The organism is Streptomyces griseorubiginosus (assembly GCF_017614965.1).
Taxonomy (GTDB): domain Bacteria; phylum Actinomycetota; class Actinomycetes; order Streptomycetales; family Streptomycetaceae; genus Streptomyces; species Streptomyces griseorubiginosus_B.
Genome location: NZ_WVUG01000161.1, coordinates 1 through 19,242 on the forward strand (window position 1 = coordinate 1; position 19,242 = coordinate 19,242).

Here is a 19,242-nt window from a genome sequence, read left to right on the forward strand (position 1 = left end):
ACCTGGAGAGTGCTTCTTTCATGCGACGACCTGGACCCTAGACAAGTCCCATCGTTGCAGGTCAGGAGCACTCTCTGCGTTTCTGATCACCCACCGGACGCTCCGCCGCGCGAAAGCGCGAGGCTAGGGTTCGGCCCGAGGGTGTGTCTCCTGGCCGTTGACCACCAGGGCCTAGACGCGCGGTCCGGAACAGGGGCACCGCGCGTGGCGTTGCTCCCGGGCTCGCGGCGATCCCAAGAACCAGGCCGCCAGGTCCCTCAAGCAGGCGATCCGTCTCGGGTGCCGCCACGGCGTCGAAGGGAACCAGATGCCGCCGCTGGCCGGACAGCCATCGGCACGCCAGTACTCGTCCGAGAGGAGCCGTGCTGCGGACCGGTCAAGCTGCCCTCTCCACGGCCCCGGACCATGGGCGGCCGGCCAGCTTCCCAACAGTGCTGAACGCCGGACACAGTGTCGCGTTCTCGCCTACACCGCCGACGCCGGCGACTCACGTACCTGGCCGAGTACCTCGATGAAGCGTTGGGCCGGCGGGTTCTCGACAAGCCGTTCTGACAGCCAGTACAGCCAGATGGGCCTGGAGACACTCCGGCCTTCGTTCGTCAGGTGCGGCCATCGCGATCTGGCGCCCGCGGCGTCGTCGTGATTCGCCACGACCGCGACACCCACTCCTGCCGCTGCCATGGCGATTGCGGTCTGGAGATTGTCGGCCTCGAACACCACATCGAGCGACATCTCAGTGCGCGCGAGGTGTTGGGCGATGAGTTGGCGACTCAACGTGGACGGAGCCGCGAGGATGACAGGCACACCGGCGAGTTCTTCGAGCGCTACCGACCGCCTCCGCCTCCACGGGTGTTCCTTCGCCGTGACAACCACAACATGTGCGTACGCCAGTAGACGTCGGCCCACCCCGTCGTCATCGACCGTCGACGGAGAGGTCACAAAATCCAGTTCGGCAGCCCCCGACAGCACGTCGAGAACGTCTGGTATCGCCTCGGTGTTGCGCAAGGCGACATGAATGCCTGGATGTTTACGGTGCAACTCGCCGATCAACGGCGCGATGAGCGCCGGGACCTGGGGAGAGGCACAGCCCAACACCACGAGCCCATCGGTTCCCCGCTTCAGTTCCCGGCCAAGGTCCGTCAGGCCGTCAGCCAACTCGAGCAATTGGTGGGTACGCGCCAGCATCGTCGCGCCGGCGCGTGTCAGTCGCACCCCCCGCGGGGACGACGCGAACAGCGGAAATCCCAATTCCGACTCAAGCGTCTTGACTGCCCGCCACAAAGATGGCTGAGCCATGCTCAATCTCTTGGCCGCCCCCGAGAACGAGCCGACCGCGGCGACTTCGGCGAAATAGCGCAGTTGCCGTATCTCCATCTGCTCACCCCACACCGCACTGCCCGACACTGTGACGGGCAGTATCGGTGACCGGCGACGAACAGGGGCCGTGACGATCGTTGACATGCGAGGGCGCCGTTCCCGATCGCCAGGATCCAATAGGCCGACACGGGTCAGATCGCCGGTCACAGCAACCACCACGTGAGCCTACCCCGGAACGCGTCCACCAGCCGCAGGTCACAGGTCATCCCTTCATGTCGGTGCTGCCGCCCACCGTCCTACGACCGGATGCGGGAACGGTGATCCCGGTAGCGAAGCCGCACGTGACTGTTCTTGCTCAGCCAGCGGCCCAGCGAGATCCGTGTGGCCGGGCCGAGGACGCCCGAGTACGACAGTGCTGACGAGGCCGCCTTTCTCATGGTTCCGCGCCTCCCGGAGTCGCTCTGCATCGCCTCACACAGACTCGCGGACGTCTCTAAGATCCCGATGGCGGCCTTCAGGGCGAAGTGGCGCGCCTGAGATCGGGGTCTGCCGTTGTCGCTGCTTTCCGGATCAACTATTTCAGCCAGGTCAACTCCTTGTCACCGGTGCCCTGGACGACCGCCGGCGCAGCGCCGGCCGCGGGGTTGTCCACGGTGAACCGGTCGGCGGCATCCGTGGACGACCACCGAGTGCTGACAACGTCCGCGGGGGAAGGTGGCGTTGCCATGAGGGTGCCCGTCAGCTGACCGCCGGGTCCGTCAGTCGTTCTGACCGTCCTCGGCAAGGATCCTGTCGCGTACGGCGGCGAGGGCTCCCGCCAGCGCTCCCGCGGGCCTGCCGAACGTGGTGACCGGGAACTGGGCGGGGCCGGTCTTGGCGGTGAAGGAGTGCGGGTAGGCGAACTCGCGGAGTCCTTCCTCGCCCTGCTTGCGCCCGTATCCGCTGTCGCTGCGGCCACCGAAGGGCACCGCCGGGTTCATGGAGAACACCAGGACGTCGTTGATGCTGGTCATGCCCACGCGCAGGCGGCGGGCGATGGCCTCGCCGCGCTCACGGCTGAAGACGGCACTGCCGAGTCCGTACCGGCCGGCGTTGACGTGGGCGACGGCCTCGTCGGAGTCGGCGACCTTGACGACCGCCAGGGTCGGCCCGAACGTCTCGTCCGTCACCGCCAGGGAGTCGAGGCTCACGCCGACGAGGATGGTCGGCGTGACGAAGTGGTCTCCCACCGCGTCGAGACCACCGACGGTGGCCGTCGCACCGCGCTGCAGAGCGTCCTGGATGTGTTCCCGGATGATCGGGATCTGGGTGGGCAGGGGCACCGGACCGATCTCCGCGTCCTCGCCGCTGCCGGTGCGCACCTGCCGGGCGAGGCGGCTGATCTTGTCGACGAACTCGTCGTGGACGGACTCGACGACGTAGGCCACTTCGAGGCTGATGCAGCCGTGCCCGGTGTTCTGGACGGCGCCCCAGAGGACGTGTGCGGCGGCTTCGTCGAGGTTGGCGTCCTCGGCGACGATGACGCCGTCCTTGCCGCCGAGTTCCAGCAGGACGGGGGTCAGGGTCTGCGCGCACTGGGCGACCACCTTCTTGCCGGTGGCGACGCTGCCGGTGAACGCGAGTTTGTCCAGGCCGGCCTCGATGAGCGCTCCGCCGGTGGCCCCGTATCCGTTCAGGTTCTGCAGGACGGCCGGCAGCTCGGGAACGGCCCGCTGCCAGGTCCTGATGAGCCACTCCGCGACGCCGGGCGTGATCTGACTGGGCTTGAGGATGACGGCGTTGCCGGCCGCGAGTGCGTCGGCGAGGATGGCGGCCGGGGTGAGCAGCGGGAAGTTCCACGGGCCGATGACACCGACGACGCCGTAGGGCTGGTACTCGACCCAGGCGCGCTGGTTGGGCACGGTGGGGCTGCCCGGGACATCCCGGCCGCCCAGCACACGCGCGGCGTTCTCGGTGACGTACTCCAAGTGCTCGAGGGTCCCGAGCACCTCCACGCGGGCCTCTTCCAGGGGTTTGCCGTTCTCGGCGTGAATGAGCGCGGCGCCCTCCTCACCGCCGAGGGCCAGCTCCCGCCGCCACGCCCGCAGGCGCTCCGCCCGGCCTTCGAAGCCGAGGTCCCACCAGGCGGAGGTGACCGAACGGGCGGCGGTGACGGCCGCGGCCGCCTCTTCCTTGCCGGCCACGGGATACCGGGCGAATTCGGCCCCGGTGGCTTGGTCGAAGGTGACTATCTCGGCGGCGTCGTAGCCGAGGACGCCGTCGCGCGTGATCGTCGCATCGTTGCTGGGCATGGGATTCTCCCACTCTTCCTGCGCCGGGCGCGTGCGGCACTCCGGGGGCGATGACCGGGGGCGCGAGTGGCGCTCGGCGCGAAGGGACGGTGAATGCCGGCGAATGACACGCCGACCTGGATGGCTTGTGGGGCGAGGAGCCGAGGGGATCCGGCGCGACGCCCGCGTTTCGAAGGCACATCGGCCCCCACCGGACGAGGGCACCAGGGCCGTGACGAGATGAGACTATCAAGCATCTGGTTACTATCAAACGCTTGATAAGAGCAAAACGGGTGACAGGGATGAAGTCCCGTACGCTGCTCACGTGACGCGAAATGACGAGGATCCCGTCGCGCTCGACGCGCTGGACCGGGTGACCTGGGCGCTACGTCGGGCAGAGCTGGCGGTGCTGGCACTCAAGGAGCAGCGCCTGCGCCCCCTGGGCATGGCGGCGGCGCACTACACGCTCATGATGTCCGTCCACGCCGAACCAGGACTGACCGGAGCCGAGTTGGCCCGCCGCCTCAACGTGACCCCGCAGGCCATCGCCTCCTTGGTGACCCGCCTGGAAGGTCGCGGACTGCTGGAACGGCGCGAGCACCCCCGCCACCGGCATGTACAGGAACTGCACCTCACCCCCGCCGGCCGCGAGGCACTGCGCGCGGCCGACGCGGTGATCGCCGACGTCGAACGCCACGTCACCGACGACCTCGGCTCCGACGACACGTCGGAACTGCGGGCACTGCTCAACCGCGTGGCCAAGAGGGCTCGCGAGGCCTGAGGGGGCCCGGCACCTGCCGCTGACGACCCCGCCCGGCGATCAACCCAGGACGCTCACAGCGCCGGAAGGGCGGAAGGCGACGGGATCGCGCCGGATACGGGGTCACAGGGGTCCGTCGGCGGCAGGGCTGCCGGATTGAGTTCGGCCAGCATCCGGTACAGCAAGGAATGGACCGCGGACCGCTCGGCCGGGGTGAGAACCCCGAGCGCTTCCCGGTCGAGACGCCCCACCACGTCCCGGGCCTGTGCGGCGAGCTCCGCTCCCTTGTCCGTGATGGCCAAGGGGACGGTTCTGCGGTCGGAAGGGTCCTCACGCCGCACGAGAAGCCCGCGGCCGACCAGTTCGTTCACGGCGGCACCCATGGACTGGGGAGTGAAGCCGGTCCGGCGCGCTATCTCCGCGGCGGAGATTCCCGGCGTCCAGACGAGGTGCTGGAGAGCGTTGTGCTGCGCGGTCGTGAGGCCGAGCGACCGCAACGCTCTCTCCAGACGTGCCCCCATCACGTGAGTCACCTGCCACGCCAGATAGCTGGTCCGCACTGACGGGTCGCCCCGCGTGCCGCTCATGAGCCCTCCAAAGTAAGGTGCCTGATATTTTCATGCTAGAAATACAAGGTACCTTACTGTTGTTGCCGTCACTGTCGTTGTCGTCAGGCATGGAGAAGCCCGTGTCCACATCACCGCCCAGTACCGTCGAGCCCCGGCACGCTCATCACCACCACGCCCTGGACCCCGCCCCCTCGCAGCAGGGCGCGACCGGCATGAAGGGGGTTCTGCTGCCGGCCGTGATCGTTCTGGTCATCGGTTCGATCTTCGTCAGCGTCTTCCTGTCGGCCTTTCACGCCCCGCGCCCTCATCACCTCCCGGTTGCCGTCGTGGGCACGACCGAGCAGGCCGAACAGGTCACCGGAGCGCTGGAACTCGGACTGCCCGGCGGCTTCGACGTGAAGCGCTACGCCGACGAGAGCGCAGCCCGCCACGCCCTCGAGAGCCGCAAGGTGTACGCCGCCTACGTCACGGACCCCGGGAAATCCTCCGAGTTGCTCTACGCCGGCGCCAACGGGCCTTCCGTCACCTCGACGGTCACCGGCGCCTTCTCCGGTATCGCCCAGCACAGCGGTGACCGTCTGACCGTGCGGGACACCGTGCCGGCCCCAGCGGGAGACACCCGCGGGATGTCGGTGTTCTACGCGGGGTTCGGTGTCGTACTCGCCGGGTTCCTGTTCGGCATGATGACCTACCAGATCGCCCCCCGCCTGGAGTACCGCTGGCGGCTGACCAGTCTGGCCGCCTTCAGCGTCGCCGCCGGGCTCCTGATCGCGGTGATAGCGGGGAGCGTGGGCTTCTCGGCACTGCCCGGACCCTTCCTCGGCATCGCGGGGATCATCGCGCTGATGGCCGCGGCCGTCGGCAGCGCGACCATGGCGTTCATGCGCCTCTTCGGGCGGGCCGGTATGTCGCTGGCCGCAGTGGTTCTGTTCACCTTCGGCAACAGCACCAGCGGCGGCACGCTGCCCACCGCCTACTTGCCGGGCTGGCTCCATCCCTTCTCGGAGATCCTCCCAGTGGGAGTCGGCGTCCGTGCCATCCAGGGCCTGTCCCACTTCCGCAATGACGGCCTGACCGCGGGCGTAATCGTCCTGGTGGTCTGGATCCTGATCGCCGCCGCGGCTCTGTACTGGCGCGACGCACGCGGCACACGCACCCAGGCGGTCGCCTGACCTGGGTTCCGCGCGTCGCATCATGGACCGACTCGTCACCGGGTACCGCACGGCCGGCCACGACAGCCGCCCGTACGACGAGTCGCCCCAGCGAACCCAGTCGCGTGCCGCCGCGCGCAAGCCGCGCGCGTCACGGGCGGGAGCGAGAGGGCGGGCGGAAGGCCACCCGGCCGACGCCCGGGCAGACGGATCGTGCGCTGGAGCAGGGCATCGGCCGGCGCCGCCGAAGACGGCCGGAAAGCGTTCTCGTAAACCGCCGACGCGACCGACGCCGCGTTCCCCACCACCGGATACCTGGCCCGGCAGTTCTCGCAGATCGTGGCGGGCCGACTGTAAAAGGCGCTGCGTGCGGAGGGCCGCACGCTGGCCCAGCACGACGCGCTGCGGCATGCCGCCCTGACACCAGGGGTGTCCGCGCCGGAGATCACCCGCCGCCCCAGCATCACGGCCCAGTCCACGGGGGCCGGCGTGACCAGCCAGCCCGTGCGCAACGCACCCGAAGAATGAGAAGGGCCCCGGCTACCCGGTAATTCATATCCAGGGGACGGTTTCTTCCCCCCATCGCGAGTGGACATCACCTCGCCACCGGCGAATCATGGTGTGCGGACCGTCAATCGACGGAACAGGGGCGAAAAGGGGACAGGCGCCATGGTCGAGTCCGTTTCATTCAGGAACAAAGAAGTAGAAATCGCGGGACACCTTCACCTGCCGGACGACTTCGACAAGACAAAGAAGTACCCGGCCCTGGTCGGAATTCACCCGGCCGGTGGCGTAAAGGAACAGACCATCGGCCAGTACGCGAAACGGCTGGCCGCCCACGGATTCGTCACCGTGGTCTACGACTCCTCTTATCAGGGTGAAAGCGGCGGCGAACCGCGCCTTCTGGAAGACCCGACGACAAGAGTGGAGGACGCCCGCTGCGCCGCGGACTTCCTCACCACGCTCCCGTACGTCGACACCGACCGGATGGGCGTCTTCGGCATCTGCGCCGGCGGCGGCTACGCGATCAGCGTGGCGCAGACCGAACGCCGCTTCAAGGCGGTCGCCACCGTCAGCGCGGCCCCGATGGGCGAAGGCTCCAGGGCCTTCCTGGGGCACCCGTCCCCGGTGTCCGAGCAGATCAAGACCATGGAACTGGTCGCCCAGCAGCGCACGGCCGAGGCGAGGGGGGCGGCACCGGCCTACGCCCCGTTCGTCCCGGAGACGCTGGAAGAGATCGACGACAACACACCGGATCTCCTGCGAGAGGGATACGACTACTACCGGACCCCCCGTGGTCAGCATCCCAATTCCAAGGGCCGTTTCCTGCTGACCAGCCTGGACAAGATGTACGCCTTCTCGGCGTTCGACCAGATTCCTCAGCTCCTGACCCAACCGCTGCTTCTCATCGCCGGGAGCAAGGCGGACACAAAGGTGTTCAGCGACCAGGCCTACGAGCTGTCCAACGGTCCTAAGGAACTGTTCGTCGTCGACGGCGCGACGCACATCGCCATGTACGACGTACCCGAATACATGGACCAGGCGCTCACCAAGATGGTGAAGTTCTTCGCCGTCCTTTAGTCCCGCCGAATAAACCATTCAAGGAGAAAGATCAGCATGTCCCATCCCGGCGGGCCCACCGTCGCCATCGCCTTTCATTCTGGCTACGGCCACACGGCCGTCATCGCCGAAGCCGTGGCGCGCGGTGCCGCTGAAGCCGGCGCCGAGGTCGTCTCGATCTCCGTCGACACCATCACCGACGAGCAGTGGGCACAGCTGGACGCCGCCGACGCGATCATCTTCGGCGCGGCGACATACATGGGCACCGCCTCCGCGGCCTTCCACGCCTTCGCCGAGGCCAGCAGCAAGCGCTGGTTCCCTCACGCCTGGGTGGACAAGCTCGCCGCGGGCTTCACCAACTCCGGCGCGAAGAGCGGCGACAAGTCGTCCACCCTGGGCTACTTCGCCACTCTCGCCGCCCAGCACGGCATGCACTGGATCAGCCTGGGCCTGCTGCCAGGCTGGGACTCCACCAAGGGCAGCGAGGACGACATCAACCGGCTGGGCTTCTTCCTGGGCGCCGGCGCCCAGAGCCCCACCGACGCCGGCCCCGAAGCCGTCCACAAGTCGGACATCGCCACCGCGGAGCACCTCGGCGCGCGCGTCGCGCGCCAGGCCGCGATCTTCCGTGCCGGTCGGACCGCCCTCGCCGCCTGACCACAGGAACCTCTTCCGCTTCACCCACCCCCCGCAAGGAGCACCCCCATGTCCGATTCCCCGAGCCTCGCCCTCATCCGCAGGGTCTACGAGTCCCGAATGGCACCCGAGGTCACCAAGGAGGTGATGGCGCCGGACTTCGTCTGGGACATCACCCCCGGCTTCCCGAACAGCGGTGTCTACCACGGCTGGGACAGCGTCGCCACGGACTTCTTCGGCAAGATGACGGGCTACGAGTCCTTCGGCGCTGTGCCCGAGGAGTTCTTCGCTGACGACGCCGGCCATGTCTTCGTCTACGGCCACTACCACGCCGAGACCAAGACCGGGAACACGGCCGACGTCCGGTTCCTGCACCTGTGGACCGTCCGCGACGGCCAGGCCGTACGGATGCGCCAGATCGCCGACAGCCACGTCCTCCAGGAAGCCCTCAAGGGCTGACCCTCCCCTCATCAGGAGCAACCCCCATGGCGAAGATCCTCTTCGTGATCACCGCGTCCGACCACTGGACGCTGGCCGACGGAACCCGCCAGCCGGCCGGTTTCTGGGCCGAGGAGGCCATCGGCCCCTACCAGGTTTTCAAGGAGGCCGGATACGAGATCGCGGCGGCGACGCCCGGCGGTGTGCCGCCGACCGCCGACGCCCTCAGCCTGACCGCGGAGTTCAACGGCGGCGAGGACGGCGCTGAGCGCATGCGCGCCGCGCTCCGGGAGGCCACCGAGCTGGCGCACCCGATGCGCATCGAGGACGTGAACATCGACGACTACGTGGCCGTCTTCTACCCCGGCGGCTGGGGTCCGATGGAGGACCTGCCCGACAACGCCGCCTCCGGCAAGCTGCTCACCGACTGGCTCGCCTCCGGCAAGCCGGTCTCCCTGGTCTGCCACGGCCCCGCGGCCCTGCTGGCCACCATCGGCCCCGACAGCACGTCCCCCTTCTCCGGCTACCGTCTGACCGGGCTGTCCAACGCCGAGGAGAAGCTGAACGGTCTCGCGGACCGCGCGAAGTGGCTGCTACAGGACCGCCTCGTGGGCGACCTCAAGGCCGACTACCGCGAAGCCGACCCGTTCACCCCGCACGTCCAGGTCGACCGCACCCTCTACACCGGCCAGAACCCGTACTCGGCCGTCCCCCTCGCCCAGGAACTGGTCAGGGCATTGAGCTGAGGGGCTGACGCAAGCGCGGTCCTGCTCCGGCAGCCGAGTACGCACTGGTGTGTCCTCGGCTGCCGAGTTCCGTTGAGCCTGCCTGCCCTTTCATGACGATCTGCGACTCCACCGTGCGCGCAGTCTGGTGCGGGACCTCTGCCGCTGGTCGCGCACTTCTGCGACCGGCCGCTGCTGTTGTGCGACGGCCGCGTGGCGGCCGTCGGCGACACCATCGGACCGACTTGCTCCGACCCGGCCTGGAGCGGCTGATCAGGCGGTCTCCCGCCGTACATCCGACGACCCGATTTCAAATGCACATACATACAGCCATGGTGGGCCCAATGACGACTTCCTCCGCCCTCTCCAATCCGTCCTCCCCTGCGGACGGCCGTCCCTCCCTCGACGACTGGGTCCGTACCCTGCTCGACGGCAAGAACTACGCCACCGTCGCCAGCATCGGCCCCGACGGATCTCCGCAGAACTCGGTGGTCTGGATCAAGGCCGAGGGTGACACCGTGCTCTTCTCCTCCCTCGACCACCGTCAGAAGGTGCGCAACCTTCGACGAGACCCTCGGATCAGTGTCTCGGTCTACGACCTCGCCAACCCTCACACCGCCGTCGAGATCCGGTAAATCGCCGAGATCGTCCCGGACGCGGGGAAGCGTCTCCTGCGTGAGCTCTGGCGCAAGTATCTTGGCGTCGACCTGCCCGACGCGAAGAACGACGAGGACCGTGTGATCATCCGCGTCGCGCCGCGGAAAATCATCGGTGTTCCGGGGTCGTGAGGGTCCCACGGCGATCTGGACGCCGAGGGAGCCGACCACGCCCGCGGCTCCATGGATCAGCAGGGTCTCCCCCGGACCTACCGCGCCCAGGACACGGTCGCAGGTCTCGACGGCCACCGGCAGCGCGGCGGCCGTCTCCCCGTACACGCCGGGCCGGCCTGGGCACGAAGTCGGAGGCCGGAGCGTACTTGGCGTAGGAGCCGGTATCGGCCCAGATCATCACGTCGTCACCGATCGGCACACCGGTGATCCCTGCCCCCACGTCGTCGACGACGCCGACGGCCTCCGGGCCGGGGACGGCGGGGAAGGAGGCGGGGCCCATCTGCGGGGCCCAGCCCCGACGGATCTTGAAGTCGACGGGATTCACGGCGGCGGCCACGATCTTTCCATGTCCCGCGGGGGACATCGTCGGCGCATTCGCCCATGTCCCCCGCGGGACGCGATCGGCGGGTCACGACTGGAGTACCAGGACGAAGAGCTTCCGCGGACACCCAGCAGACCCTTCCCTGACCGGGACAGACACCGGTCAGCAGACCCCGCAGCTGGGCGGCGAGGGCGGGGGGTAGACCCCGCCTGCGAAAGCCTGTGTCTGTGACAGGAACATGGCCCCGATTGCGGAACTCACCACCAGGGCTGTCACTCCGACCTTGCGGAGCCGCCTGAAGACGGTGCTCACATCTTCTCCTCAAGTGCTCGATGGTGGCCTTGCGGACTGGACCGACGTCTTCGCCGTTGGAGTGGCTACACAATCAACGCCCGTTTCCAGTGCTTCCAGTCTCTCCCGTGGAAGCTCGGCCTCCACTCTCCTTCCGGGCAGTTGGAACTGACCGAAAGGACGATCCGGCGAAGGAAGCCCGCTGCCTACGCTGACGGGCATGGACCTGATGTCAGCGGTCGAGCTGATCCAGGCACCGCTGTCCGAGCACCTGGCACGACTGTCCTCCGCCCTCGCGGAGACGATTCCGCACCGGGAGATCGCCCAGCTGGCCGGAAACTGCTCAAACACACCGTTCAAGACCATCGGCGAGTCATCCGGCCGGCCCGGCGACGTCATCACCGCCACCGACGTCGCGGCCCTGCGGCCGCTGGCGCCGGCGACGGGAAGCTGGCAGGGCCGGGCGCGGATGGCCGGCGTCGACGTGCCCGTGCTGGCTCTGGCCAGCGACATCACGGGGCAGGGCGCGCTGCTGGTCCTCGTACGCACCGACGACACCCCGGTACGGGACGAGCACCTGGCGTCCGCCCAGGCGCTGTGGGACCTCGTGACCGCGTACCGGGAGGGCCTGCGCAGCGAACCACTGCCCGGTTCGCTCGCCGCCTCCCGTGCGGCCGCAGCCGCCCCTGCCATGGCCATCGCCGAACTCCGCGACGCGCACGGGGCCGCACTGACCACGCTCCTCGGCGTCCTGCGCGACCGCACCCTGGACGACGCGAACGCCCGCGCACGCGCCGTCGACCTCGCCGTCTCCACCCTCGCCGAACTGCGCTCCCGGGTCGAACGCGACCGGGCGCTGATGGAGGAACGGGCCGGAGACGCCTTCGAGCGGCTGGCGGGATCGCTGCGCCGACTCCTGCACGCCCGCGGCGTGGAGCTGGAACTGGGACCGCCCCAGGCGGAGGACGGCACCGACCGGCTGCTGCCCGCCGACGTCACCCACACAGCGCTTGCCGTGGTCCGGGCCACCGTCCATGCCTCCCTGGACGACCAGGTGCACGAGGGTGGTCACGGAGAACACCGTGTCCACATCAGCTGGAAGATCGACACGGACGAACTGCACGCCGCCGTGCGGGACAACGGGCCCGGCACCCTCACCCGCGGCGCCCTCGACGCCCGCCACGTCACCGAGCGACTGGCACCGCTCGGAGGGCGGCTCGACGTGGACGCCGTGCCGGGACGGGGCACGACGGTGACTCTCGAGATCCCTGTCTCATCGTCCAGCACACCCCGTCAGGACCCGCTGACCGCGCTCGGCACACGGGAGCTGGAAGTCCTCGGGCAGCTGGCCCGGGGCCGCCGCAACCGCGACATCGCCCAGGCCCTGCACATCAGCGAGTCGACGGTGAAGTTCCACGTCGCCAAGATCATCGGCAAACTCGGCGTCAGCACCCGCGGGGAGGCGGCCGCACTCGCCCATCAATGGGGCGCCGCATAACCAAACGTACGGGACGAGGCCGTCACTGCGCACCCCTCACCGAACCGCAATCCATGTCCACGGCGGTTTCGCGCTTCCTCGATTCCACGAACCCACTTCCCAACCTCATGGAGAAATCATGCTCGCCTTCGGCAGCCTCGACGAGTCCACCCAGTTCCTCGACCAGCAGGAGGAGAACACCGGCCCCGTCACCATCATCAACACGTTCGTCGCCCCGGAGGGCAAGGAGGACGAGGTGCTGGCCGCCTGGACGGACGACTCGGCGTCCATGATGAAGACCGGGGCTCTTCTCTCGGTGCAGCTGTATCGCGGTATTGCCGGCAGCCGGCTCTACACCAACGTCGCCGTCTGACAGTCCACCGAGCACCTGCGTGCCGCGTTCCACACGCCGGAGTTCGCCTCGCACCTCGACCACTATCCGGCCGGTACCGTCGCCTACCCGCACCTGTACCAGAAGTTCGCGGTCGAGGGCGTCTGCGAAGGCGAACAGTGACCGCTCTCAGTAATCCCACACATCGACCTCAAGAGGACTGAACAGGTGTCATCGATCAACCACCGCCTCCGGGGAGCGACTCTGGCGCTCACCACCGCACTGGTCGGCGTCGGCATGGCCGGGGCCGCGCCCGCCCTGGCGAGCACGGCCCCCGTCGCTTCGACCTCGACGCCCGCTCTGATTCCCGTCGACTTCGTGGACGCACCCGTCAGGGCCCTTCCTGCGGCGGGTCAATCGCACACGTTCACGGTGTCCTACCGCAACAACTCGTCTGTCGACCAGGTCGTGGCCCCGCAGATCCTCGTGGAGTCACCTGACAACGGCCCGTACTTGGCGCCCGCGGACATCCTGGTCGAACGGCGGAACGCGGACGGCCAGCGGGAGATCGTGCCGGTGGCCAGCCAGACCGGAACGCTGTTCACCGACCTCGTGGCCGCCCAACGGACCCTGCGTCCGGGCGAGACTCTCACCGAGCGGTACCGGGTCACAGTGATCACCGCCGGTGCTGCGGGAACGGTCCAACCGCGCGTGGCGCTGTACGGCTGACCTCGAACTCACGCCACAAAGGCAGACGGGGCGGACGTCCATGACCGGACGTCCGCCCGGCGCTGTGCCTACGGCGTGACCTTCCCGATCTTCAGGCCGCCGACGCCCACGGTCGCCCCGCCGGCGCTTCGCAGCCGCACCTCGGCAAAGATGTCGCGGCCCTCGGGCGGAGCTGCCGCGACGGTGACGTCAGCGGACTCCTTGAGCCGCCCGGTCCGTAGCTGGCCACGACAGGCACCCGGGGCCTCTGCCGGCTCGTCCCGCAGGGGGCCGGCCGGTCCGTATCGGCCTCGGGGAACCGTCAGGCGTTCTCATAAACTGCCGAGGTGACCGACGCCTCGTTCCCCACCACCGGATATCTGGCCTGGCAGTTCTCGCAGATCGTCGCAGGCAGGCTGGAGAGGGCGCTGCGTGCGGAGGAGCTCACGCTGGCCCAGCACAACGCGCTGCAACAGGCCGCGCGAACACCAGGAGTGTCCGCAGCGGAGATCGCTCGCCGCTCCGGCATCACGGCTCAGTCCATGGGAGCCGCCGTGAGCCAGCTCGTCGAGCGAGGACTGCTGCGACGCGAGCCCCATCCGACGAGCCGCCGCAGCATGTGCCTGTACGCCACCGACGAAGGGCTCTCCGCGGCCGCTCGCGCCGCGTCGATCGCCGCTCGGATCGAAGCGGATACGACCTCGCCGCTCGGGACCGACGACAAGGAAACCATCCACCGTCTGCTCCACCACCTGGTCGAGCAACTGAACCCGGACGCCCTCGCCGTCGACAGTCGCTCCTGACCTGGGACGCCCACCGCACACGGACCTGCCCGACAACGCCGCCTCCGGCAGGCCGCTCACCGACTGGCTCGCCTCCGGCAAGCCGGTCTCCCTGGTCTGCCACGGCCCCGCGGCCCTGCTGGCCACGATCGGCCCGGACGGGACGTTCCACGGTTACCGTCTGACCGGGCTGTCCAATACACCGGCCAGAACCCGGGCTTGGCCATCCCCCTCGCCCAGGGACTGGTCAAGCCATCGCGGTCCTGTTGCGGGACCCACCACCATCGAGAGGATCTTGCCCACTGGCCGATCAGCCAGGGGATGAATCTGTCCCCCTCACAGGAGACCGCGGCTGTGCCACGATGAAGGTCATGAACCGCAACCCGCATCTGAACGAGCTGGGTGAGTTCCTCAAAGCCCGTCGCGCCGAGCTCACCCCCTCCGAGGTGGGCCTTCGCGGCGGGCCACGGCGGCGTGTGAAGGGGCTGCGCCGCGAGGAAGTGGCACTCCTCGCCGCGATCAGCACCGAGTACTACACGCGGATCGAGCAGGGCCGGCTCCAGGCGTCGGCCCCCCTCCTCGACGAGATCGCCCAGGTGCTCCGCCTGAACGACGCCCAGCGCACCTACCTCTTCGACCTCGCGGCGAAGGAGAGGGTGCGACCGTCCGTGTATCGCGAGCGACAGCAGGTGGACCCGCAGCTGCAGCGCATGCTGGACGATCTCAGCGCCTCACCGGCCTTCGTCATCGGCCGGTGCACCGACATCCTCGGCTGGAACCGGCTCGCGGCCGCCCTGTGGACCGATTTCGGGCGCTATCCCGAGCCGGAGCGGGTGTTCGTGCGGTTGCTGTTCACCGAACCCTGGATGCGTGAGCTGTACGTCGACTGGGAGGAGGTCACCCGCCTGGCCATCGCCCAGCTGCGTATGGAGAGCGCCCGCTACCCGGACGACCAGCCTCTCACCGCACTGGTGGAGGAACTCTCCGCCCGCGACCCGCAGTTCCGGCAGTGGTGGACCGAACACGACGTCGCGATGCGCGGCAACGGCGTCAAGAAGCTGCGTCACCCGGTGGTGGGCGAGCTGACGCTCGACTGGAACACGCTCACCTGCGGCACGGACCCCGACCAGCACATCATCGTGTGGAACGCCGAACCCGGCACCCCCTCCCACGACGGGTTGCGCCTGCTCGCGTCCTGGACCGCCGACCAGAAACCGTCGGCGTCCGACGCGACTGCCTGAGCCTCCTCGCATGCGCCCCCACAAGGTCCGACCGGCGGTGCGGTGTCACGCATGGGGGGGGAGGGATGTATCCCCCCTATGGCCGTATCCCGGCCAGGATCCTTCCCCTTTCCGGGGCGTACGCGAGACGGAAAGGTCGGACACCTCAACGACCGCATGTCAGACAACGAGGTGCTTCGCATGAAGGCTGTAGGTTTCACGGAATTCGGTGGGCCGGAGGTGCTTCAGACTTTTGAGCTGCCTGTCCCGGACGCCGGTCCGGGCGGGGTGCGCATCCGGGTGAGTGCCGCGACCGTCAACGCGGTCGACGCCCTCCAGCGCAGCGGACCCGCCCGGTCTCCGGACGCCCGGCCTCCATTCGTTCCGGGCATGGAGGCCGCCGGCGTCGTGGACCAGATCGGCGCGGGTACGGACACGGACCTCAGGGTCGGTGACCGGGTGATGGCGTTCGTGCTCGCCGACGGCTCCCGCGGAGCCTACGCCGAGCAGGTCGTCGTACCGGCGGAGTCGGTGGTGCGCGCACCCCACGGCGTGAGCGACGCGGAGGCCGCGACGCTGCCGATGAACGGTCTGACCGCGCGCCTGGCGCTGGACACGCTCGGCCTGAAGGCCGGGCAGACCGTCGCCGTCACCGGAGCGGCCGGCGCGGTGGGCGGCTATGCCGTCCAGCTGGCCAAGGCGGACGGGCTGCGGGTGGTGGCCGACGCATCGGAGCAGGACGAGACCCTGGTCAAGGAACTCGGCGCCGACATCGTCCTGCGTCGCGGCGCCGAGTACCCGGGCCGGGTACGCACGGAGGTCCCGGAGGGCGTCGACGGGCTCCTCGACGGAGCGTCGCTCGGCGCTCTCACCGCCCGGGCGGTGCGTGACGGCGGCCGCGTGGTGACACTGCGCGGCTACGACGGTCCCGGCGAACGGGGCATCGTCTACCAGCCGATCGTCGTGTTCCGCTACGCCCGCGAGCACGCCAAGCTCGACCGGCTCCGGCAGCAGGCGGAGGACGGCCGGATCATCCTCCGGGTCGCCAGGACATTCCCGGCGGAACAGGCCGCCGAGGCGCACCGGCTCCTCGCCGCGGGCGGAGTGCGCGGCCGACTGGTCCTGACCTTCTGAGGCGGGGCCAGGTGCCGCTGCCGGTCATCCAGGCCGCGCTGCAGCAGATCGAGCAGCGGCAGTTGGCCACGATCGAGAGCATGGACGTGCTCCTCACCGACGCCGGCCGTGAGGCCGCTGCCAGGCTGTCGGCGGCCCGCCGGGACTCTCTCGCCGAGCTGCTCGGCGACTGGTGGGGATCCGACCGGCCGACGGACCTGGTCGAACTGGTCGACGAGTTGTCGTCGCAGCTCTCCGGCTCCGACGGAGAACGACCGCATGTCCCGGCGCAGGGGAACGCGTTCGTCGTACCTGATCCAGGGGCATGCGCCATTCCAGATGGGATGGGACAGCGTCCCTTCCCGCGCCGGGCCGGGACCCTCCACGGGCAGGGCCCCGGCAACCTCATGGCGGCCATGAGGTTGTCCCGACGCCCCTGTGGCAGCGCGGCGGCCCACCTGACCTGTGGAGCCTCAAGCTGCCGCATCCTGTGCGGGTCGGTCCGACTCCGCGGTCCACGACGCCAGGAACAAAAGCCCGTCGTAGGAGGGGGTCCCGGGATCGGCGCTCGCGATGACCAGCTTCTGTGTGGGGTCGGCGGTACAGGTCAGGGTGTCCCAGTCGAGGGTGAGGTCGCCGGCGATCGGGTGGCGCAGCCTCTTGGTGCCCATCCGCAGACCACTCATCTGTCGGCCCGCCCACCACTGCCGGAAGTCGGCGTCGGCGACCGACAACTCGCCGACGAGTGCGGCCAGCTTCGGGTCGCCGGGGTACCGGGCGGCCTCCAGTCGCAGATGGGTCACGCAGATTCGGGCGTTCGTCCTCCAGTCGAGGCAGCGCTCGCGGAAGGCGGGGTCGGTGAACATCAGCCGCGCGTAGTTGCATCTGTTCGCGGTGAGCTTGTCGAAGTCCGTGAGCAAGGCGGCTGCCAGAGGGTTCCAGGCCAGGATGTCCAGGTGTCGGCCGAAGACGAGTGCCGGCGTCGTGGACAGTTCGTCCAGGATGCGTCTGAGCTGCGGGTGGATCTTCTGCGGCGGCCGGCGACGTGGTTCGCGGGTGCCCATTGCCGCCAGCTCGAACAGGTGGTCGCGCTGGGCGTCGTCGAGGTGCAGGACGCGGGCGAGCGTGGCGAGCACCGTCCGTGGCACGCTGGCACGCCCCTGTTCCAGCCGGGCGTAGGCGCGGGTGCTGATCCCCACGAGCTGAGCGACCTCCTCCCGGCGCAGCCCGGGCACTCGCCGGGGCGCCCCTGACTCGGGCAGACCGACGGTCCGCGGGCTGAGCTGGGCCCGGCACCCCTTGAGGAAATCACCCAATTCAGGCAAATGCGCTTCGGTGTACATAGCATCGAGTGTCGCAGTATCCAGTCGAATTGTGAGGGGGAGAGTTTTGTCCCGGGTCTATCGCCTGTCGCATCGCAGAGGCCTAAGAAACCGTCGTATCAGCCGGTCTCACCGGCCTGACCGGCCGTGAGCCCGCCGGGCCGACCGGTGGCCCGCGAGGCGAGGGCGCTCAGACCGTCGTACGACGGCGTGCCTGGCTCCGCCGTCCAGACGACGAGTTCCTGATCGGGGTCGCCGCCACAGATGAGGGTGTCCCAGTCCAGGACGAGTTCGCCCACGACGGGATGGTGGAACCTCTTGACGCCCGCCCTGCGCGACGGGGCGTGACGGCTTCCCCACCATCGACCGAAGTCGCTGTCCTCCACGGAGAGTTCCCCGACCAAGCTGATCAGCTGGGGATCCTCGGGATGTTTGGCGGCCTCCATGCGCAAATGAGCCACGCAGTCGCGGGCGACGGACCGCCAGTCCACGTAGAGCGTCCGCATGGCGGGATCGGTGAAGAGGATGCGGACGCAGTTCCGCCTGCTTTCCGGCACTTTCGCGAAGTCGGTGAAGAGGGCGGTGGCCAGCGGATTCCAGGCCAGGATGTCCATACGGCGGCCGATCACCACACCGGGACTCACGGTGAGATCGTCGAGCAGGCGGAGCAGCTGCGGGTGCGCCTTCTGTGCGGCTGGTCGGCGGTGTCGTGTCCGCCGTCGGCCGGCCAGTTCGAACAGGTGGTCACGCTGGCGGTCCGACAGGCGCAGGACATGGGCGAGCGTGGCCAGCACCGACCCGGACGGCTGGATACGGCCCTGCTCCAGCCGTGTGTAGTAGTCGGTGCTGATGGCAGCGAGCAGGGCGACCTCCTCTCTGCGCAGGCCGGGCACTCGTCGGCCGCCGATGTCGGGCAGACCGACGGTGCGGGGGCTCAGCTCGGCCCTGCGCGCCTTGAGGATTTCTCCCAGCTCATTCAGATGCGCGTCGCCGACCATGACGCCAGTGTGGCATCGCGCGGTCACTGGAAGGGGGGTAAGGATTTCTCCCCTGGATAAGGGATTCCCCGGATGGAATTCTCCCCTTTGCGGGCTCCGGTGAAAGTGGCATGGTCGGTGCCGTGTTCGGTGACCGGAACCGGTCTGCGGAGCGCACACCCGGACGAGCGGGAAGGCCGATCTCCGGAAAGAGTGATTTCCCGAATGTCATATCCAGTTTTCCTGCGTCAGGACGAGGAGGCGAGAAGGGCCAGTACGGACGAGTCCCCTGTTTCGGCAACGGCCTGCTGGCGCTCACCGGTCCCCCGCGGGCGCCGGAGCACGCCAAGCACATCAGGGCCGCGGGCAACAACGGCGGCCGCCTCGAAGGTTACGTGCACCTCTCCTCCGCCCCCGCCTCGTTCTTCGGTGAGCAGCCCCAT

General features: G+C 68.8%; 20 protein-coding genes. 14 read left to right on the plus strand and 6 right to left on the minus strand.

Translation table 11 applies throughout. The annotated features are described in order from the left end of the window. Positions 1-465: 465 nt before the first annotated feature. Positions 466-1,461, minus strand: a complete 996-nt coding sequence (locus tag GRC12_RS26675) for a LysR family transcriptional regulator (RefSeq protein ID WP_208781905.1) — start codon at positions 1,459-1,461, stop codon at positions 466-468. Between the two features lie 614 nt (positions 1,462-2,075). Next, positions 2,076-3,608: an aldehyde dehydrogenase family protein gene (locus tag GRC12_RS26680; RefSeq protein WP_208781906.1), complete on the minus strand. Its 1,533-nt coding sequence runs from the start codon at positions 3,606-3,608 to the stop codon at positions 2,076-2,078. 304 nt (positions 3,609-3,912) lie between these two features. On the opposite strand from GRC12_RS26680, the gene GRC12_RS26685 reads away from it, so the two are divergent. Next, positions 3,913-4,368: a MarR family winged helix-turn-helix transcriptional regulator gene (locus tag GRC12_RS26685; RefSeq protein WP_208781907.1), complete on the plus strand. Its 456-nt coding sequence runs from the start codon at positions 3,913-3,915 to the stop codon at positions 4,366-4,368. Between the two features lie 53 nt (positions 4,369-4,421). Here GRC12_RS26685 and GRC12_RS26690 read toward each other — a convergent pair whose 3' ends face one another. After that, complete coding sequence (locus tag GRC12_RS26690; RefSeq protein WP_208781908.1) at positions 4,422-4,934, minus strand: MarR family winged helix-turn-helix transcriptional regulator; 513 nt, start codon at positions 4,932-4,934, stop codon at positions 4,422-4,424. Between the two features lie 101 nt (positions 4,935-5,035). Between GRC12_RS26690 and GRC12_RS26695 the strand changes: the two genes are divergently transcribed. The 6 genes from GRC12_RS26695 to GRC12_RS26720 all read left to right on the plus strand — a co-directional run bounded on the left by GRC12_RS26695 (position 5,036) and on the right by GRC12_RS26720 (position 10,061). Then, positions 5,036-6,088 (plus strand): ABC transporter permease, encoded by a 1,053-nt coding sequence (locus tag GRC12_RS26695; RefSeq protein WP_308286642.1) that lies wholly within the window; start codon positions 5,036-5,038, stop codon positions 6,086-6,088. 567 nt (positions 6,089-6,655) lie between these two features. Continuing rightward, complete coding sequence (locus GRC12_RS26700; protein ID WP_308286643.1) at positions 6,656-7,648, plus strand: alpha/beta hydrolase; 993 nt, start codon at positions 6,656-6,658, stop codon at positions 7,646-7,648. A gap of 36 nt (positions 7,649-7,684) precedes the next feature. Next, positions 7,685-8,284 (plus strand): flavodoxin family protein, encoded by a 600-nt coding sequence (locus tag GRC12_RS26705; protein WP_208781909.1) that lies wholly within the window; start codon positions 7,685-7,687, stop codon positions 8,282-8,284. A gap of 48 nt (positions 8,285-8,332) precedes the next feature. After that, positions 8,333-8,722 carry a nuclear transport factor 2 family protein gene (locus GRC12_RS26710; protein ID WP_208781910.1) on the plus strand — a complete coding sequence of 130 codons (390 nt, stop codon included), beginning with the start codon at positions 8,333-8,335 and terminating at the stop codon, positions 8,720-8,722. A gap of 26 nt (positions 8,723-8,748) precedes the next feature. Then, positions 8,749-9,447, plus strand: a complete 699-nt coding sequence (locus GRC12_RS26715; RefSeq protein WP_208781911.1) for a type 1 glutamine amidotransferase domain-containing protein — start codon at positions 8,749-8,751, stop codon at positions 9,445-9,447. Between the two features lie 323 nt (positions 9,448-9,770). Further along, positions 9,771-10,061, plus strand: coding sequence for a PPOX class F420-dependent oxidoreductase (locus GRC12_RS26720; RefSeq protein ID WP_308286644.1), 291 nt, complete (start codon positions 9,771-9,773; stop codon positions 10,059-10,061). A 130-nt stretch (positions 10,062-10,191) separates the two neighbouring features. Here the strand turns inward: GRC12_RS26720 and GRC12_RS26725 are convergent, their stop codons facing one another. Beyond that, positions 10,192-10,620, minus strand: a complete 429-nt coding sequence (locus GRC12_RS26725) for an alcohol dehydrogenase catalytic domain-containing protein (RefSeq protein ID WP_244373815.1) — start codon at positions 10,618-10,620, stop codon at positions 10,192-10,194. 469 nt (positions 10,621-11,089) lie between these two features. Between GRC12_RS26725 and GRC12_RS46470 the strand changes: the two genes are divergently transcribed. From GRC12_RS46470 to GRC12_RS26755, 6 genes are all read left to right on the plus strand, one after another. Further along, positions 11,090-12,367 (plus strand): LuxR C-terminal-related transcriptional regulator, encoded by a 1,278-nt coding sequence (locus tag GRC12_RS46470; protein ID WP_208781912.1) that lies wholly within the window; start codon positions 11,090-11,092, stop codon positions 12,365-12,367. Between the two features lie 118 nt (positions 12,368-12,485). Next, the gene (locus tag GRC12_RS26735; protein WP_208781913.1) at positions 12,486-12,719 is read left to right on the plus strand and encodes an antibiotic biosynthesis monooxygenase family protein; all 234 of its coding nucleotides are present in this window, start codon (positions 12,486-12,488) and stop codon (positions 12,717-12,719) included. A 186-nt stretch (positions 12,720-12,905) separates the two neighbouring features. Further along, entirely contained in the window at positions 12,906-13,406 is a 501-nt protein-coding gene (locus GRC12_RS26740; protein ID WP_208781914.1) for a hypothetical protein, read from the plus strand. Positions 13,407-13,732: 326 nt separating this feature from the next. Then, positions 13,733-14,188: a MarR family winged helix-turn-helix transcriptional regulator gene (locus GRC12_RS26745; protein ID WP_208781915.1), complete on the plus strand. Its 456-nt coding sequence runs from the start codon at positions 13,733-13,735 to the stop codon at positions 14,186-14,188. Between the two features lie 350 nt (positions 14,189-14,538). Continuing rightward, complete coding sequence (locus tag GRC12_RS26750; RefSeq protein ID WP_208781916.1) at positions 14,539-15,408, plus strand: helix-turn-helix domain-containing protein; 870 nt, start codon at positions 14,539-14,541, stop codon at positions 15,406-15,408. Between the two features lie 180 nt (positions 15,409-15,588). Then, positions 15,589-16,521: an NADP-dependent oxidoreductase gene (locus tag GRC12_RS26755; protein ID WP_208781917.1), complete on the plus strand. Its 933-nt coding sequence runs from the start codon at positions 15,589-15,591 to the stop codon at positions 16,519-16,521. A 452-nt stretch (positions 16,522-16,973) separates the two neighbouring features. On the opposite strand, the gene GRC12_RS26760 is transcribed toward GRC12_RS26755, so the two are convergent. Together GRC12_RS26760 and GRC12_RS26765 are read right to left on the minus strand one after the other, a co-directional pair. After that, positions 16,974-17,843, minus strand: coding sequence for a helix-turn-helix domain-containing protein (locus GRC12_RS26760; protein ID WP_208781918.1), 870 nt, complete (start codon positions 17,841-17,843; stop codon positions 16,974-16,976). 98 nt (positions 17,844-17,941) lie between these two features. Next, the gene (locus tag GRC12_RS26765; protein ID WP_208781920.1) at positions 17,942-18,820 is read right to left on the minus strand and encodes a helix-turn-helix domain-containing protein; all 879 of its coding nucleotides are present in this window, start codon (positions 18,818-18,820) and stop codon (positions 17,942-17,944) included. Between the two features lie 110 nt (positions 18,821-18,930). Here GRC12_RS26765 and GRC12_RS26770 point away from each other — a divergent pair. Then, on the plus strand, positions 18,931-19,242 hold a 312-nt coding region (locus GRC12_RS26770; protein WP_208781922.1), incomplete at its 3' end, for a hypothetical protein.